The organism is Leptolyngbya sp. GB1-A1, assembly GCF_039962475.1.
Lineage (GTDB): Bacteria > Cyanobacteriota > Cyanobacteriia > Elainellales > Elainellaceae > Leptolyngbya_A.
Genome location: NZ_JAMPLI010000008.1, coordinates 91856 through 109747, shown reverse-complemented (window position 1 = coordinate 109747; position 17892 = coordinate 91856). Strand labels below are relative to the sequence as shown.

Sequence of the window (17892 nt, the reverse complement as noted above, 5' to 3'; positions counted from 1 at the left end):
CAGAAGAGAATTCTTGATGATCAGGATAGAAATCCTCGAGTTTCATTAAAGGCATTTCGTGAAGTCTCCTTAGTGTTTGTTGTGTGCCGTATTTATTCTTTAACATTAAGGATTTTTCAATCTAAATCACCTTTCGTTGGGGAGACAATTAAAAATAAGCAAGCAAGACTTTAGTTGTAGATCAGCCTGAAATTTTTAGCGATCGCGAGCATAAACGAGCATCGACAACCTATGACACTCCAGAGAATCTGAAAAGGGATAACGAACATGGTTTAAGGAGTCTGGAATGATTGGCTTGAGAGGGTTTGGCCTCCTAAATCCTCATTACAAACGGCAGGAAATTTTTCATTTTCGCGAAAAAATGGAACATCATCCTACTATTCTTTTCTGGGAAAATTACAGAAGAACTTAAGGCATTGCTGATCCGAGGGATGAATTCTGTAAGAGTGGCTTGCAAACTACCCCTAGCGCAGAACCCCCTATCCGAGAATCTGATTTCCATTCAGCAATGCCGGACTTAACTCTCGAATTGTTTCTGAACGATAAATTTTTCCACCTTACTTCTGGTCGAACCCGTTCTGCGGGAATCTGTAACATCACCATTGGGAATTGGCGTCCCTAACTTGTGACCTTTTAAGGCACATACCACCGTCCCTAATTCCGAGGAAACCAGCCTTCTTTAGGGCTTGAAAGTCCTCAGGATTAGGGAACAGGTCAGGCAACGGATTAGAAATGATAGAGGGCGTTGTAGAGCCTCAACCCTGCTGAGGTAACCGCCTAACTCGATAGCGTTAGTCCTGCTTCATAAGGACTGCTGAGGTTTTCATGTTGCGGCATGACACGCAGCGAGAACCCTTGTAGACCGCTATTCTGGTATGCAATGTCAACCATGTAGATGCTGATATGGGGATGCTGTGGATCTGTGCCCTGGTACTCCATCACGACTGGGGAACCCCGTTCGATATCACCATTGGCATTTACAGCTCCTTGATACAGTTCCACCCGCACATCTTGAGGTGTAAGTACCCCTAAGCTGAGTCTGGCTTTTACACCGATCGCCTGACCCACTTTAACGTTTGCGGGTTCAGACACATCCACCTGTTCGATCTTGATGTCATACCAGTGTTCAAACAGATGGCTTTTCCAGTGCGCCAGTTCTTTGGCAGGGGCATAGCGGTCAGCCATCATAATGCGATAGCGATCGCTGGCAGGGAAGTAAGCGCGTGTGGCATATTCACCAACCATCCGTGCAGTGTTGAAATGAGGACAGTTGATCCGAATCGCGTCCTTCATTTTGGCAATCCAGCCATGCGGCAGTCCTTCATCATCGCGATCGTAAAATAGGGGCACGACCTCCTGTTCTAAAAGGTCATACAGGGCATTTGCCTCGACTTCATCCTGGTATTCCAAGTCGTCGTAGTCTTCGCCGTGACCGATCGCCCAGCCCGTTCGCACGTAGTCTGCTTCGGCCCACCAGCCATCCAGCACGCTCAAGTTTGGCAGTCCGTTCATCGCGGCTTTCATGCCGCTGGTTCCCGATGCTTCTCTGGGACGGCGGGGCGTATTTAGCCAGACATCGCAGCCAGCTACCATTAGCCGGGCTACATGAACATCGTAGTTAGGCACAAAAACAATATTGTGCTGCATTCCCTGTTCACGAATGAAGTGCGTGACTTGCCGAATTAGCTCTTTCCCTGGGCTGTCTTTCGGGTGCGCCTTGCCCGCAATCACAAACTGAACCGATCGCTTCTGGATTGGATCTCCTTTGGTGCGATCGGCATTTGCCCCCAGCAGAATGCGCTTAATTCGCTCCACATTGCGCAGGAACAGGGTGGCGCGTTTGTAGGTGGCAAAGCGGCGGGCAAACCCAATTGTCAGTACCGAGGGGTCAAGCACATCTTGAGCAGCAGCAAGCTCAGTCGGAGAAGCACCGCGATCGCGCAGGCTGTGCTGCAAACGTTCCCGCACAAAGACGATCATTTCCGATCGGCAGCGTTCATGGTTGCGCCACAACTCCTCGTCGGGAATGGAATAAACCCGCCCCCATAGGGGATGATCCGCCGGGGCACTCGACCAGCTTGGACCCAAATAGCGATCGTATAGATCCTGATTCGCAGGCGCAACACAGCTTCGGGCATGAACGCCGTTGGTAATAGAGGTAATAGGCACTTCGTCGGTGGGCAGTGTAGACCAGAGTTTGCCGAACATCGACCGCGACACTTCGCCGTGAAGCTGACTCACCCCATTCACAAAAGTTGCCGTCTGAATTGCCAGCACTGCCATACTAAACGGCGAAGACAAATCCCCAGTGTTTTCGCGCCCCAGCGACAGAAACTCTTCTCTGGAAAGTCTGAATTTCTCAGCGTAGTACCCCAGGTAGTACAACACCTTGTCAGGCGGAAACAAATCGATGCCGGCCGGGACAGGCGTATGAGTCGTAAAAATCTGGCTGGACTGCGCCACCTGCTTTGCTTCTCTAAAGGTTAGCCCTTCTTCTTCAATCAAAATGCGGATTCGCTCCAGTGCCATAAACGCAGAATGCCCTTCGTTCATGTGGTATGCCGTGGGTTGGAGCCCCAATGCTCGCAGCATTCGCACGCCGCCAATGCCAAGCATGATTTCTTGATGAATTCTTAGATCGAGGTCTCCGCCGTAGAGCTGGTCGGTAATATTCTGGTCGTAGGTGTTGTTTGGCTCAATGTTGGTATCCATTAAATAGAGCGGAACCGTTCCCACCTGCACTCGCCAGACCCGGGCATAAACGGTTCGACCCGGATATTCCACAGCAATTCGCAGCTCTGAGCCATCTGGATTGCGCTCCAGGTGCAGCGGCATATTATAAAAGTCATTGAGTGGGTAACGTTCCTGCTGCCAGCCATCTGCGTTCAGGTATTGGGCGAAATAGCCCTGCTGATACAGCAAACCCACGCCGACTAGCGGCAGCCCTAGATCGCTTGCAGATTTGAGGTGATCGCCTGCCAGAACTCCTAAGCCACCCGAGTAAATGGGCAGAGCGACGGTTAAGCCAAACTCTGCTGAAAAGTAGGCGTAGCAATCTTGAGACGTCGAGGCACTCGTTGGAGGTTCGGCCAGACCCTCGGCTGTGCTGCCGCTATTGTTGCCTTTAATATTGCGGTGCTTGCGATACCAGGTGCGCTCGGTTAAATACTCCTCAAGTTGGCGGGCTGCTCGGTGCATTTGCGCCAGAAACCCTTCATCCTCTGCTGCCTCTCGCAGGCGTTCCTGGCTGATGGTTCCCAGCAGCAAAATGGGATTGTAACGGCTGGATTCCCATAGCTCGCGATCGAGCCGTCGAAATAAATTTGCAGTCTCAGCATTCCAATCCCAATGCAGATTGTAGGCAAGCTGGCGTAGGGGTTCTAGCTTGGTAGGCAGAGAAGGGGAAACATTAAAAATGCGAATTGGCTTCATAGTTCAACCAGGCTCCGTCGATTTTGGGCGAGAGTCTCGGCACGAATCTCTAGCAGAGATCTTGTAGCAACAATCGGGGGAACTGACCTCTACCAGGAGTCTCTAGTCATTGTGACGCTGGCAGCCGGAACCAGGGAAAGTCTTAATACTCTTTTCTGAGTTTTTCTAATTTCTTCGCGGTAGAGTAAGGCTGAGCATTAGAAAAGTTAACAAAGCGATCGTTCAAAAGTTCGATTCTTCTCAGGGAAAATTCCCCTGATTTTGTGTCTCAGGGTGCATTTGTAAATCTAGAACGCCCAGTATTCTAGGATTTATCAAAGGAAGGGGCCATACAAAGTCGAATTGTTTGAGGGGTGTGACAAACACGTTAACTAATGTTACGATTATTAAAATTCAAGTTATGAAGGGGTCAAATAGCAGTCAAGCACAAGGACTCTAGACTCAGAAATACAATGCTCGCATTGCTGATTCTGCTTCTAAGTCTTGATTGCATTCGAGAAACGGTGTTGCATTCGAGAAACGGTGTCGAAAATTTTTGTAACATCTTGCGGTAGCTGTCACATCCTGAAGCGATATCTATCCCATCTCTCTCCGGTATCATCGCTCTGACCTGATACGGCGACTGATTCTCATCAAATTTCAGCAGGTGTAGTGCTTTTAGCTTCTCTTTAATGAAGCTCTCAGCTCTCGTCAAATCGTGCAGAGCAGGCGATCGTCTGTTCTAGCTACTTTGTTTTACACATTTTGTTTTACAAAGGGCGATAAGAAAGAGTGACAAGTCTGAGCGCAGTTTGCAGTTCATGCTGCAATTCCATGATTAGTTCACAGTGAATTCATAAAACTCACGGTGAATCGACTGCGAACCGACTGTAAACAGGCATTTGTGAATAAGTACTGAGGTAGAGCCTTCCAGCGCAGCTATCTCTCTAACGCATTTGTCCTGAGTCATTTGTTACTTCTTTGTTTCAAGCATCTTTGTTCTAAACAAAGTAAATCAAGCAAAGTAATCCTGCGAATCGTCAACCTAACCCATCCCCACTCGTGTCCTCAGAAGCTAGAGTATCGGCAATATGAAGACGACTTTACCCTCCACATCTTCCGCAGACATGGTTCGCGCCTACCTCCGCGAGATTGGTCGTGTCCCTCTGTTAACGCATGAGCAAGAAATTCTTTACGGTAAGCAAGTTCAGCGACTTAGCATTTTTAATGAAATCAAGGAAGCCCTGACTGAAAAGCTGGGGCATGAACCCAGTCTTGAAGAGTGGTCAACCGCAGCAAAAACCTCCCTCGAAGAACTCGATCAGGTCATCATCGAAGGCGAACGAGCCAAGCGAAAGATGGTCGAGGCAAATTTGCGTCTTGTGGTGTCGGTTGCTAAGAAGTACATCAAGCGCAATGTCGATCTGCTCGACCTGATTCAGGAAGGGACGATTGGAATGCAGCGCGGCGTTGAGAAGTTCGATCCGACCAAGGGCTATCGCTTCTCGACCTATGCTTACTGGTGGATTCGCCAGGCAATTACCCGCGCCATTGCCGAAAAGGGACGCACCATCCGCCTCCCGATTCACATCACCGAAAAGCTGAATAAAATCAAAAAAGCACAGCGACAGCTCTCGCAAAAGCTTGGACGAGCTGCAACCCCGGCAGAACTGGCAGCAGAACTGGAACTCACCCCCCGCCAGGTGCGGGAATATCTGGAACGGGCACGCCAGCCCCTCTCCCTAGATCTGCGGGTCGGAGACAACCAGGACACCGAACTCGGCGAACTGCTGGAAGATACGGGTCCATCTCCTGAAGATTTTGCCACTCAATCTTCTCTGCGAACGGAACTCGATCAGCTCATGGCAGACTTAACGCCGCAGCAGCGCGAAGTCCTTTCCCTCCGCTTTGGGCTAGAAGATGGGCAATCGCTCACCTTGGCAAAAATTGGCGATCGGCTCAACATTAGCCGAGAACGAGTCCGCCAGATCGAGCGGGAAGCTCTGACCAAACTGCGGAAGCGCAGAGCCGACATTCGAGAATACCTCGCTGTTAGCTAATTCGATTTTCCGTCCAGTTTCGCATTAGCAACGCGATCGGAGTCACCTAATCGTCACTCAATCCTGAAATTGGGACGATCGATTTTGAGCCGAAGATAGAGAGGTGAATTGAACCTCCTATCCTGAGTTGAAAGTCGATCGTCCCACTGTTGTCTTTAAAAGTTGTCCTTAAAAAAACGTCCCTTCCCTCTGATCAACTTAAATTTGAGATGAGGCTTTAGACGATCGCTAGGGTGCATGAATTTCTGGATGAGAGGCATTCTCCCCAGAAGCTGATGCGTGACGCTACCCCATCCTACGGAAACTCACTCGTTCGCCTACCCATTCCCTATCGCACCAACTCCTGAAACTGAGCATGACTCCGAACTCGATCAAAGCAGGGATCGGTTTGTGCCATGACCCGGTAAAGATTAGGACTGATCACGATCGCCCGATGCAGGGCTCGCAGGGTTTGGTCGATATCGCCTTGCATTGCATAGGAACAGGCTTGACCATACCAGGCGTTGGGGTTGTCTGACTGATATTTAAGGGATTTGTCGAAGCAGATAAGGGCTTCTGCATGGCGATCGAGCTTGATCAGCACTAAACCTTTGTAATTCCAGGCATAGTAGCAGCTTCGCTTGATTGCAAGGGCAGTATCGATGCTGGTAAGGGCATCTTCGTAGCGGCGCAGCGAGGCAAGAGCAACGGCACGGCTATACCAGGCGCGATAGTTATTGGGCTTGAGTTCGATTGCCCGATCGAGGGCAGTAACCGCTTCCCGATACTGGTAAAGGCAAAGGTAAGTGTGCCCGGTGTTGTACCAGACTTTGGCATTATCTGTGCCGTACTTAAGTGCCTGAGTGAAGCTGGTGATGGCTTCTTCTAACCGTCCGAGTTTTGCCAGCGCGATGCCTCTGCCGTGCCAGGCGAGGGGATACTTTGGCTTAATCCGAATTGCCTTATCAAAGCTGACGATCGCTTCTTCATAAGCGCCCATTTCATAGAGGGCACAGCCTCGTTGGCTCCAGACCTCGTAATGATCGGGCTGCGCTAGCAAAAACTTATCGAAGCGGGCAATGGCTCCCTCGAAACGTCCAACGCGAAATAGGGCAGTGCCCTGGTCGTACCAGGTTTGTAGCTCTTGACTTTGACTCATAACGGATGTGAGTCTGACCCCGCTCTAGTAAAGATTGACAGATGGAAATTCTAATAAAGATACAGAAATAAAGCCTGGGTGAATGTTCCCAGCCGTGATTTCTTCAGCAGATATTCTGCCGATGATGATGGTGTAGTGCAACCCTGCCCTAATCTTGCCCACTTTAATGAACGGAACCAAACTTTTGCCAAATCGCGGAAGGGGAGATTTTCACCCAGTGGCTTTTCACCGCAGCAATCGTCTAGCGGTACGGCTGATCCAATCCACGCCAACCGTCATCAAGACGAAACAGCCCAGCGTCACAATTAAACTGCTGTAGTTAAAACTGCTCAACTGTTCGCTAACCAGCCGCCCCAACCCACCTGCTCCCACCAGCCCAACAATTACGGTTTCTCGCGTGCAGACCTCCCAGCGATACAGAATGTAGGCAAGAAAACGGGTCAAGGTAAGCGGCAGCATTCCATACAAAAAGACGATCGCTGCTGGAGTTCCCTGAGCTTTGAGCGCAACGATCGGACGTTGATCCAGGTTTTCATTTACTTCTGCCATCAGCCGTCCTAAAATGCCCCAGTTGTGAATGCCCAGGGCGATCGCTCCGGGCAAAATTCCGGGAAACAGGATAAATAAGGAAATTAGTGCCCAGATCGGGGCGGGGATCGATCGAAACAGCAGCAACAGCAGCCGAGACGAAATCAGCAGCAGCCAGCTTGATCCCTGCGCGATCCTACTTGTGCTAAAGGGTTGCAGCAGTCCGCCCGGCAGGAAAATGTTGCGAGCCGAGGGGAAAGACAGCACAATCCCGCCCAATCCTGCCAGGGTAATCGCGAGAACCGACATGGCGATCGTTTCCAGGCAGAGGCGAATCAATTGCGGAAATTGAGCGAGTTGAAAGTTAGGCGGGAAGGTTGTTCGCCCCACTTCTCCTAACAGCGTCACGGTACGAGGCGACCAGAGTTTGCTGTAGTCTGCCCCGACAAACCAAAAACAAAAGGGGATGAGGACGATCATCCCCAATCCTGCCAGGGTGAGGCTGGGCTGCCACCTGGTTTGGAACAGGAACCTGGAAATTCTTGAGGGGAAGCTGTTTTCGTGGGGGGGCTGAAGTTGGGGGTAAATGATCAATCCTCTAACGCTTGCATTGCCCCCTAAATCCCCCAAGGCTGGAGAACTTTGAGACGGAAGCTGCCTGGCTCGGCGGCGTAGATTGAGATCAAGGCGCGTAGGTGCTCCGAGGCGATGGCGCAGCAGGGCACTGGCTAGATCGACCAGACTGTTGAGCATGATCAGCGCGTAAAACAGCGTCCAAAGCTGCTCGTAGCGGAGCGATTGCAAACTCAACAAAATTTGATATCCCACTCCTCCGGCTCCGATGATCCCCAGAACGGCAGCCGATCGCAGTGAACATTCAAAGCGATAAAAGCTATAGGAAATCAGATCGAGGGCAGCCTGGGGAAGCAGCGTGTAGAAGAAAGCAGTCAGGGGCAGCACACCGCTATTCAGCAGGGCATTGAGCGGTTCGCGGGGGGTTTCGTCCAGCGTTTCGGAAAAGACTTTAGAGACGATCGCGCTGTAGGGAACAACGATCGCCACAATGCCCACCAAGGGATCAAGCCCAAACAGATTAACGAAAAATAGTCCCCAGATCAGCTCATGAATTGCACGCGGAACCAAGAGGATTACCCGGAGTCCCTGTCCAAAAAATTGCCCCGCTGCCCAACGCGGAAAGACAGACTGCCACCAAACTTCTGAGATCAATACGCCGCCCAGAAGTCCCACAGTGACACTGAGAACTGTGCCGCAGACGGCAAAGGCAAGCGTGACTAGACTGGCATTCCAGGTAAGCTGCAAGAATTCTGGACTTAGATCGGGGTGAATACTGGCGCGAAAAAATTGTCCGAGCTGAGGCAGCCCCCGAAAGTTCAGCAAATCCTGCTGGAAGAGTCCCGCCATGTAGCCGGAAAAGCCGATCGCCCCCAGCATCAGCAGGAACCAGCGCGTTTGGGCAGTCCACAGCGAGGGGCGCGGCATAAACCGAGAAGACATCAGCAGTTCCTCATCGCTGGTAAAGGCTGGAAATGAGCGCATCACTTACCTGATGAACAGGCAGATCAAAGAAAACCTGTCCGGCGCGCAGTCCAATAATGCGATCGAAGTGGCTTTTTGCCAGCTCGATCGAATGAATGCTGACCACCAGCGTTTTACCGTCGATCGCTGCCAAGCCACAAAGCAGATTCATAATCTCGCGGCTGAGCTGGGGATCAAGACTGGCGACGGGTTCATCTGCCAGGATTGCGATCGGGTCTTGCACCAGCACCCGGGCAATGGCAACGCGCTGCTGCTGTCCGCCAGAGAGAGAATCAGTGCGATCGTAGAGCTTCTCTGGAATGCCGACCCGATGCAGAGCCTTGGCTGCCGTCTCCAAATCTTGCGGATAAATCAACGACAGAGCCGCCTTCCAGAACGACCATCTGCCCAAGTGACCCGCGTTGACGTTGTGAACGACGGCGAGATGATTCACCAGATGAAACTGCTGATACACCGTGCCGATCTGCCGCTGAACCCGCCGCATTTTCGCTGCCGAAAGACAATTCAAAGGCTGTCCCAGTGCCCAGACTTCCCCTTGCGTGGGGAGCAGTGTGCCGTTGAGTAGCCGCAGCAGTGTGCTCTTCCCGGCTCCACTCGACCCGACTAACGCCACCCGCTCTCCTGAATTAATATGCAGATTTAAACCAGTCAGAGCTACGAACTGCCCAAACCGCTGCGTGACCTGCCGCAGTTCAAAAATCGGGTCAAAAAGGGGAAGTGCCACGATCGATCAAATCGATGAGTGAAATCGATAAGTGAAATTACTGAATCTTGCCAATTTGCCGCCCAACTTGCTCGATCTGCTGATAGTTCGAGTTTTTCGTGGGGATGAACTTCTTTGCGTCAAACAAATCGAGGATTTCCTTTTGCTCCGGCACATTGGGATCAAGCTTGAGCAGGGCTGTCTTCAATTTCTCAACAAAATCAGCCCCATAGCGTTCAGCCAGTTGGGGATTGACGACCCAGTGATAGTCGAAATAGGCGGGAGTCCGCCAGAGAACTTCAACTTTATTCAGATCAACCTCGCCCGCATCGACGCGCTTTTGCCAAACCTGCTCGTTCAGCACGCCTGCATCGTAGGTTCCAGCTTCTACCAGCTTGAGCGTAGCATCGTGATTTTTGGAAAAGCCGACCTGTCCTTTAAAGTCTTCCAGCTTCATGCCTGCCTGCTCCAGGAAGTATTGCGGCATCAACCGACCTGAGGTAGAAGACTCGCTGCCAAAGGTGAACGTGCGTCCTTTTAAAGTTTGTAGCCCGTTAATTTCCTGAAACGGCTTCAGTCCAGACTGCTTATGGGCAATAAATACGCTGTGAAAGTCTGCATCAATGTCGCGCTGGACGATCGCCTCCGCCCCCGGAACCTGAAGCCGCGCCTGTACGCCCGTTAGTCCGCCAAACCAAACGAGATCGAGATCGCCCACCTTAAAGGCAGTCACCGCTGCCGTGTAGTCCGTCACGGGCTTGTACTCAACCGGAACGCCCAGTTCCTGGGTCAGATAGGCAGAGAGCTTGCCATAGAGTCGCTGAAGCTTTTCTGGATCTTGGTCGGGAATTGCCCCTGCAACCAGCGGTTTAACTGCTGCCTGATCGCCAGAACTTGCCGTTGAATTGGGGTTTGAGGTACAGGAAGCGATTGGCAAAAGCAGTGCCAACAGCGCAGGAACAAAAACTCGTTTCATACAATTCCTACAAAACAATGCCTATAACTAAGGATGAAGAAATGCCTACAAAAAGATGAAAAGAAAGCAATTCTCTATCGTAACGAATTTCTCCGGCTAGACAGAAGGCGAGCGACCTTTGCTCAGAAGCTAAAATTAGCCAGTCTCTAACTTTGCAGGACGCCCTCCTCGCAGTATTCATCGCCTCTAAGCTTAAATCCCTGCACCTTGCATCCATCCCGTCATCCCTCACATTGCCCCACCTCCTCGATCGCTGCCTCTAGCGCAAGCGCAACATGAGTCCAATGCGTCCCACCCTGACAAAAGACAACATAGGGTTCGCGCAGCGGGCCATCGGCTGAAAATTCGGAAGTGCTGCCGTCGATAAATGTGCCGCCTGCCATCACCAGATCGCTTTCGTAGCCGGGCATTTGAGCAGGAACCGGACTGAGATAAGAGCCGATCGGAGAATAAGACTGAACCGCTTTGCAAAAGGCAATGATTTTTTCGGGTGAGCCAAGCTTAATTGCCTGGATTACGTCTCGACGCGGAGCAAAAGGCGCAGGGTTCACCGGATAGCCAAGCTGATCGAACACATAAGCCGTGAGGTGATTGCCCTTCATTGCCTCACCAACCATTTGCGGAGCCAGAAAAAGTCCCTGAAACAGCAGCCGATTTTGATCAAATGTTGCACCGCCTTCTCTGCCGATGCCGGGAGCCGTGAGCCGAAACGCTGCTCGCTCCACTAAATCGGCGCGTCCTGCTACATAGCCACCTGCCGGAACGATCGTCCCTCCCGGATTTTTGATCAACGATCCGGCAATGAGATCCGCGCCTACGGCAGGCGGTTCCTGGTCTTCGATAAATTCGCCATAGCAGTTGTCCACAAAGCACACCGTTTCAGGATTTTGCTGCTTAACCAGGCGAACAATTTTTTCGATGTCTAGAATCGAGAGGCTGGGTCGCCAGGAGTAGCCGCACGATCGCTGAATATGAACCAGGCGCGTTGCTGGACGAATGGCAGCGGCAAGGGTTTGCCAGTCGATTTCTCCTGATTCGGTCAGTTCTAGCTGGCGATAAGTAATGCCAAACTCTTTGAGGGAACCCTGTCCCTGTCCGCGCAGCCCGATCACTTCTTCCAAAGTATCGTAGGGCGCACCCGCAACAGCAAGCATTTCATCCCCCGGTCGCAGCACGCCGAACAGCGCAGCGGCGATCGCATGTGTGCCCGACACAAACTGAACGCGCACGGCTGCGGCTTCTGCCCCCACCACATCAGCAAACACGCGATCGAGAATTTCTCTGCCTAAATCATCGTGTCCATACCCGGTCACACCCGCAAAATGGTGGACGCCAACCTGGTGTCGCCGGAATGCTTCTAGCACTCGCCGGAGATTTTTCTTGACCTTCGTGTCAATAGAGGAAAAAATCGGAGATAGTGTCTGCTGCGCCTCCTGAAGCCGGTTAAAGCTGTTCATTGCCTGGCTGTTCATTGACTGTTTATCTCCCGGCTCCTTGCAAAACATCTGGCGATCGAATGGGATAATCCCTTGGTAGGAGGTTCCAAGCAGAATCTCTCGGTACGATCGCGTTGTTCATTGTCGCGCAAATTCAGACCGACTTGTTCACATTGAGATTGCTACATGACTACTGCATCAGTTAAAACACTCCGCCGCGATTGGGTCGTCATCGGCTTTATGGTGTTCGTCCATGCTGTGGCACTTCTTGCCCTGCTTCCGAGTAACTTTAGCTGGACGGCAGTTGGGCTAGCGGTATTCTTGCATTGGTTTACGGGTTGCTTAGGAGTGACGCTGGGTTGGCATCGATTGATTACGCACCGCAGCTTTCAAACTCCTAAATGGCTAGAGTATGCGTTAATGTTTTGCGGAACGCTGTCTATGCAAGGGGGTCCGATCTCCTGGGTTGGGCTGCATCGTCACCACCACCTTCACTCAGACGAAGATAGCGATCATCACGATTCCAATAAAGGCTTTTGGTGGAGTCATCTGGGCTGGATGCTCCGAGAAATTCCGGCAAAGGCTGACGTGCCAAGGTACACCAAAGATATTGGAGACGATCCCTTCTATCAGTTCTGTGAGAACTATTTCTTCCCGATTCAAGTGGCGTTTGCGGGCATTCTCTATCTGATCGGCGGGATGCCATTCCTGATTTGGGGTGTTTTTGTGCGTCTGATCATGGTCTATCACTCAACCTGGCTGGTGAACAGTGCCACGCACAAGTTTGGCTACCGCAACTTCGAGTCTACCGACAAATCGACGAACTGCTGGTGGGTTGCAATCCTAGCTTATGGCGAAGGCTGGCACAACAATCACCACACCTATCAGTACTCGGCTCGTCACGGACTGAAGTGGTGGGAAATTGATGTCACTTGGTGGATGGTCTGCGTTTTGAAATCTCTGGGATTAGCGAAGAAAATTAAGCTGGCTGAAAATCCGTAGCATTAGATTGATTTGAAATTCTGTTAAAAACTTTTCTCTCGCCCGTATCGTCGGGCTTTTTTTATGGCGATCGGTACAGATGACAAAAGTAGCCGATCATGGTTTAAATGATCATGCGGAATCCGGGCTGGAACTGATGAAGCTACCCGACTGTCAATCGAATTATCAGGACCTTTGAAAGAGAATCATCAGTTTAGAGAGAAAATAAATATTCTGTTGATCCTGCTGTAAATGGCGATCCTGCTGTAAATGATTGCTGTTGCTCTCAGTTTGCCCGACTACACGAAGAGGAATGTTCATCAGGCTATGGCTAAACGATTTTTAATTCTTATGGCTGGAGCGGCTGCCGCGATCGTCGCTGTCACGGGCTGCACCCAATCTGCCCCCACTGCTTCTGCCCCAGAGCAGCCGCAAACCGAAAATACCGCAACGGCAAATGCGCCCGCCGCAGAGAGCGAGTTCCGTGTGGTTGAAAACCCAACCCTTCCCGCACCGGGAGCCGACCCCCTGACCATGGTGGTTTCACTGCGTCCAGGCGCACCAGAACCGATCGGGTCAGAGCAAATTCGCCTCACCTATCCCTCACAAGACAAGGCGATCGTCACCGTCACCCAGTCTGGATTGCCCGATGATTCTGTCCGGGCAAAACGCACGCGCTATGAGCTAACCCCGGCCGAGGACGGCGCAAACGGCGAGAAACTCTGGAAGATTACGCAAGTCACTGAGCAAAACCGCTGCCAGCCCGGACGCGGAGCTGAAGACTGGACAGGCGATTTGTGTAATTAATTAGCGTCCTGAATCGGGCGTGATGAATCGGCTCCTAGCCCATTCCATTTCCCTGCACAATATGCTTCACCGTCGTTAGGGTTTCAAGACTGATCAGCCCACGACGGTGTCCTTTTTGGTTCGACATCCCCAGCACGATCGGGCTACCCCGCTTCGGGATGCGATAAAACCGGGGAGAGGCGTTGATATAGCTCATGGCACTGGTAATGCCCATCGCAAACTGGCGGCTCTCCTGGTAAGACTCAGTGGCAAGACAGTCGGCATGGCCGCTGCTGTGAGCATTCATCCAGGCGATCGCCGTCTCTAGCCCGTCTACCACCTTGAAGGCGATCGTGCTGTTGAGATAGGCCTGATTCCACTCAGATTCTTTTGCCTCTGCGGTAAAGATTTCGGGAAATTCGGCAATAAGTTCGGCATCCCCGCGCAGCTCAAAGCCTTTTTCCTTCAGGCTGTTCCAAAGCATCATTAAAGATGTGGTGCTGTGCTGCCGATACACCAGCACTTTTTCGATCGCATTGACCGCATCCGGCTCGCTCTGATGGCTATCTAAAATCATCCAGCGCGTTACTTCTAAATTTCCAGACGGCGACCAGTACAGGTAGCAGTTTCCGATCGCCGTTTTCAGCACCGGACAAGTTGCCTGCCGAATTACCTGCTGTACCAGGCTCGAACGTCCGTAGGGAATCACCAGATTCACGTAGCGATCGAGCGTCACTAGTTCTCGAATGTTATCTCCCTGATCCGAGGGTAAATGCTGTAGCGCATCCACCGGCAGACCGGAATCCTCGATCGCCAACCGCAGTGTCTCGCCGATCACCTGATTGGAGTGGCTTGCCTCCGTGCCGCCCCGTAGAATTAAACTGTTTCCCGTTCTGATGCAGAGTCCGGCGGCGATCGCGCCCAGCTCAGGAAATGCCTCATACACCAGCGCAATCACGCCCAGCGGCATAAGCTGATAATAAGTCTGGCACTGATCGACTTGAAACGAGGGAATATTGAGCACCTGCTGAGTGGGATCAGAAATCTCTGCGAGTCGCTGTAGGATTGATCCCGTGGTTTGCAGCCGCTCTGGGGTAAGCTTGAGCCAGTCCAGAATCAGTTCCGGCACTGCCATCTCACGGCTGATCTCCAGATCCAGCGTGTTTGCTTCCAGAATATCGTCCTGCCGCTCTAGGAGGGCTTCTGCCATAATTTGCAGTGCACGGCTGCGATCGATGCCTCTTGAAGCGGCAAGCTGAAGAGAAGCCGCATAAGCCTGATGGGCAGCGGAGGTGAGATCCGGAGAAGCGTTCAAAGAAGTTCCTGCCTAACGTCTACAAGCTAGCCACAGCATCAAGACTAACATCATCGACAGCAACAGCGCAGCAATGACGCGAAACGCAACGCTGGCACTAATCGGAAACTGAAGGACAGTCAGCAGCAGCAAAAATACCAACCCAAAAATCATCAGCAGCGTAATGGGGAAATAGCCTCTGCTCAAGCTGGAGTGGGCGACATTCCACTGATGCCCTGTCCATCGCCAGGCTCGCTTATAGGGATAGGTGGTCGAAAGCTGCTCAATCACATGACCGTTATCCTGCACCACGAAGATTTGCTGACAGCGTGTGCAGCCAAAGGCTTCGGTCAGCGTAATGGGCGTGAGACGACCCCGACGACGACAAGGACAGGGATAGTCTGCGGTAGTGTCAATCTTGTGAGCTTTTTGGGGTTGCACAGTCAGCTTAGGTGAATGTTGCTTACTAGAAACGGACAATAAGCGCGAATCAGAATGCTAGGAGGCAGCCTGAAGAAAGAATTACCCCGCTTACCGCTTAGGGGGAACTGCTTTGCCGCACTACCCCGACTTGTGGTTTCCTCAGCGAAGCTGCTCCCCGTTTAGAGGATTCGATTTCGCTTTGTCCAATGTTAACACTCTCAATCTAGCTCAAACTCCGTAGACGCTCACGATTGTTAACGGTCTTTTTAACTCATCAAGGGGTCGAGCAGAGCAAAGCACAAATGACCAAGCATAAATCGTTTTACCGACCGTTTGCGACCAGTCCCAGCAGGCGGGCGCGAGCATGGCTCAAACTCTCGATCGCCTTTGCGGCCGCGGCTTTGTCCGTTTTATGCAGGCGCACAACCAGGAGTAAGCTGTCAGCGTGAGCGGCGAGTTGGAGAGTGTCGGCGAGTCCGTTCAGCGGTGGAGCATCGTAAATCACGAGATCGAAGGTGTCTTCGAGCTTGGTTGCCAGCGCGCGCATTCGCGGGGATGAAAAGACCTGAACCGGATCAAGCGTTGTCGCCCCGCTGGGCAGGATATAGAGAGAGCTGCCTGGCAGCGGCTGCTGAATGACTTCTTTGAGCACTGGCTTAGCGGAGAAAAGCTCAGCTAAGCCTTTTTTTTCTGCAAGATTCAGCCGGGTTTGAAGCTGCGATCGTCTCAAATCAGCATCGACCAGCAAGACCCGTTTGCCTATTGAGGCGGCGGTTTGGGCAAGGTACCACGCGATCGTAGACTTGCCATCGCCTGCTTGAGCCGAAGTGATGACGATCGTTTGAATCGGCTTTTGAGTCTCAGACTGCATCATCTGCAGATTGGTTTGCAGTAGCTTAAACGATTCCTCAAACTCAAACACGTCATAATCGTCAGGCTGAGGCATCAACGGAACGCTGCCGCTAATGCTTCGCTGCAACTGTTTGATCCAGGTAGCGAGCTGCCGCCCAACACTCTTTCGACGCTGCGATCGAACGCTGTATTCCATCCCTAGAAGGTCAGACTGAAGGGGAATCACCGCCAATATCGGCAGCTTAAACCTGCGGCTCAGATCGTCTGCGGCATGAAAGGTGCTGTCTAGTTTTTCAATCAAAAACGCAGCCCCAACCCCCAGGGCAAGGCTGATAGCAAGCCCAAGCAGCAAACTGCGAGCCGTGTCGGATTCGACGCTGTCAGCGAGCTGTGAAGGTGGCTCGACGATCTGCCAGGGAATTTCTTTTTGTGCCGCTTCCACCTGAAGCGTTTCCCGCGTGACTAATAGGCGATTTAAGCTTTCGGTGGCAATCTGAAGTTCTCGCTGCAAATCCGTGTACTGGCGCGAGAGCCCAGGAATCTGCTGAAACTGCTGATCGAGCGAGCTTTGCGTTTCAGCAATTGCCTGCTGCTGCACCTCCAGGATTTGAATGCGGTTGCTAATTTCCGCTGCCCTACCGCCAATCGCCCGTCGCGCTTCATCACCCAACAGCGCCAGTACGTTTGATTGCTTTTCGCGCAGTACCCGAATCGTAAGACTGTCATCCTGAAAGCGCGTTCTCTCCAGCGCAATTAGTGTCTCTAGCTCTCGAAGCTGAGTAACAAGTTGCTGATAGGCGGCGGATTGGTTGAGTGTGGCGATCGCCCCCGTTTCTTCTTGCAGTCTGTCAAGTTCAGCCTGTGCCTGTTGTAGCTCTTGATCTACCTCGATCTGCTGCTGAGCAAGCTGTTCTGATTGGCTGATTACCTGAGATGCTTTACCATCAGGATCAAAAAACTCGTTGTTTTGCCGAAATGCTTGAAGCTTGAGCTGAAGATCATCGACTCGCTTCTGAGCCGAGATCAGCTGAGTCTGCACAAATCGCAGTCCCTGCTGCAGGTTGGTTTCCCGCTCGTTCAAACTATATGCCAGATAGTCTTTAGAAATTTGCTCAAGAACTGCCGGAACTTCTGTCGGATTATTGCTCTGATACTGCACCTGAATAATTTTTGTGTCACGGAGCTGGGTGATCGAAAGCCCTTGTATCAGATTGCTATAGGTCAAATTCGGATAGAAAGGACGCAGCTTTTCGACACTTCGATTGAGCAAACCGGGGCTTTGCAGCACTTGAATTTGTGTATCGTAATCGAGATTAGAAGATTTGTTATTATCAGTACCGCTGATGCTAGAGAGCCCAGCATCATTCACAGGCTCAACAAGCAGCCGAAATCGACCAACATATTCTGACTGCTGCCGCAAAGCAGTATTGACAAAATAGATCATGCTAATCAACCCGACTCCGGCAACAATCCACCATCGCCGCTGTATCATTTCCCAAAAATTCATCGAATCTTCGGAGGTGCCCGGAACCTGGGTGACGGTTGCTGCTCGAACCAATGCGTTTGGGGGCATACTGCCATTTTTTTCGATCGCGATCGGTTTAGATTCAGCGTCTTTCATGGTAAATGTCATCCTTTGTAGAAGGCACTCAGCCGAGGGCAAATCCAGAAGGCAGGGAAATCAGGTTGGCAAACATTAGTTGGGGCGGAGGGCTGCGCCAAGCTAGAGAACGCAGAGCAGCGATCG

Annotated in this window: 12 protein-coding genes; 3 read left to right on the top strand and 9 right to left on the bottom strand. The window is 51.7% G+C overall.

What is annotated here, in order from left to right; all coding sequences use genetic code 11:
* Positions 1–777: 777 nt before the first annotated feature.
* Positions 778–3432, bottom strand: coding sequence for an alpha-glucan family phosphorylase (glgP, locus tag NDI45_RS11045; RefSeq protein ID WP_190790306.1), 2655 nt, complete (start codon positions 3430–3432; stop codon positions 778–780).
* Positions 3433–4502: 1070 nt separating this feature from the next.
* Here glgP and NDI45_RS11040 point away from each other — a divergent pair.
* Complete coding sequence (locus NDI45_RS11040; RefSeq protein WP_190790305.1) at positions 4503–5471, top strand: RNA polymerase sigma factor, RpoD/SigA family; 969 nt, start codon at positions 4503–4505, stop codon at positions 5469–5471.
* 328 nt (positions 5472–5799) lie between these two features.
* On the opposite strand, the gene NDI45_RS11035 is transcribed toward NDI45_RS11040, so the two are convergent.
* The 5 genes from NDI45_RS11035 to NDI45_RS11015 form a co-directional block, all read right to left on the bottom strand.
* Entirely contained in the window at positions 5800–6609 is an 810-nt protein-coding gene (locus NDI45_RS11035; protein ID WP_348247345.1) for a tetratricopeptide repeat protein, read from the bottom strand.
* 225 nt (positions 6610–6834) lie between these two features.
* Positions 6835–8694: an ABC transporter permease subunit gene (locus tag NDI45_RS11030; RefSeq protein ID WP_242067145.1), complete on the bottom strand. Its 1860-nt coding sequence runs from the start codon at positions 8692–8694 to the stop codon at positions 6835–6837.
* A complete protein-coding gene (locus NDI45_RS11025; protein WP_190790303.1) occupies positions 8663–9418 on the bottom strand; it encodes an ATP-binding cassette domain-containing protein in 756 nt (251 codons plus the stop codon). The genes NDI45_RS11030 and NDI45_RS11025 overlap by 32 nt, the downstream gene beginning before the upstream one ends.
* A 37-nt stretch (positions 9419–9455) precedes the next feature.
* Positions 9456–10373 carry a putative selenate ABC transporter substrate-binding protein gene (locus NDI45_RS11020; protein ID WP_348247344.1) on the bottom strand — a complete coding sequence of 306 codons (918 nt, stop codon included), beginning with the start codon at positions 10371–10373 and terminating at the stop codon, positions 9456–9458.
* Between the two features lie 221 nt (positions 10374–10594).
* Positions 10595–11830: a methionine gamma-lyase family protein gene (locus NDI45_RS11015; protein WP_348247343.1), complete on the bottom strand. Its 1236-nt coding sequence runs from the start codon at positions 11828–11830 to the stop codon at positions 10595–10597.
* Between the two features lie 165 nt (positions 11831–11995).
* On the opposite strand from NDI45_RS11015, the gene NDI45_RS11010 reads away from it, so the two are divergent.
* Positions 11996–12811, top strand: a complete 816-nt coding sequence (locus NDI45_RS11010; RefSeq protein ID WP_348247342.1) for a fatty acid desaturase — start codon at positions 11996–11998, stop codon at positions 12809–12811.
* A gap of 306 nt (positions 12812–13117) precedes the next feature.
* Positions 13118–13597 (top strand): hypothetical protein, encoded by a 480-nt coding sequence (locus NDI45_RS11005; RefSeq protein ID WP_190794657.1) that lies wholly within the window; start codon positions 13118–13120, stop codon positions 13595–13597.
* Positions 13598–13631: 34 nt separating this feature from the next.
* Here the strand turns inward: NDI45_RS11005 and NDI45_RS11000 are convergent, their stop codons facing one another.
* The 3 genes from NDI45_RS11000 to NDI45_RS10990 form a co-directional block, all read right to left on the bottom strand.
* The gene (locus NDI45_RS11000) at positions 13632–14891 is read right to left on the bottom strand and encodes a glutamate-5-semialdehyde dehydrogenase (protein WP_348247341.1); all 1260 of its coding nucleotides are present in this window, start codon (positions 14889–14891) and stop codon (positions 13632–13634) included.
* A 12-nt stretch (positions 14892–14903) separates the two neighbouring features.
* On the bottom strand, positions 14904–15311 hold the full coding sequence (locus NDI45_RS10995) for a hypothetical protein (RefSeq protein ID WP_348247340.1): 408 nt from the start codon (positions 15309–15311) through the stop codon (positions 14904–14906).
* Positions 15312–15615: 304 nt separating this feature from the next.
* The gene (locus NDI45_RS10990) at positions 15616–17766 is read right to left on the bottom strand and encodes a polysaccharide biosynthesis tyrosine autokinase (protein WP_348247339.1); all 2151 of its coding nucleotides are present in this window, start codon (positions 17764–17766) and stop codon (positions 15616–15618) included.
* Between the last annotated feature and the right edge of the window lie 126 nt (positions 17767–17892).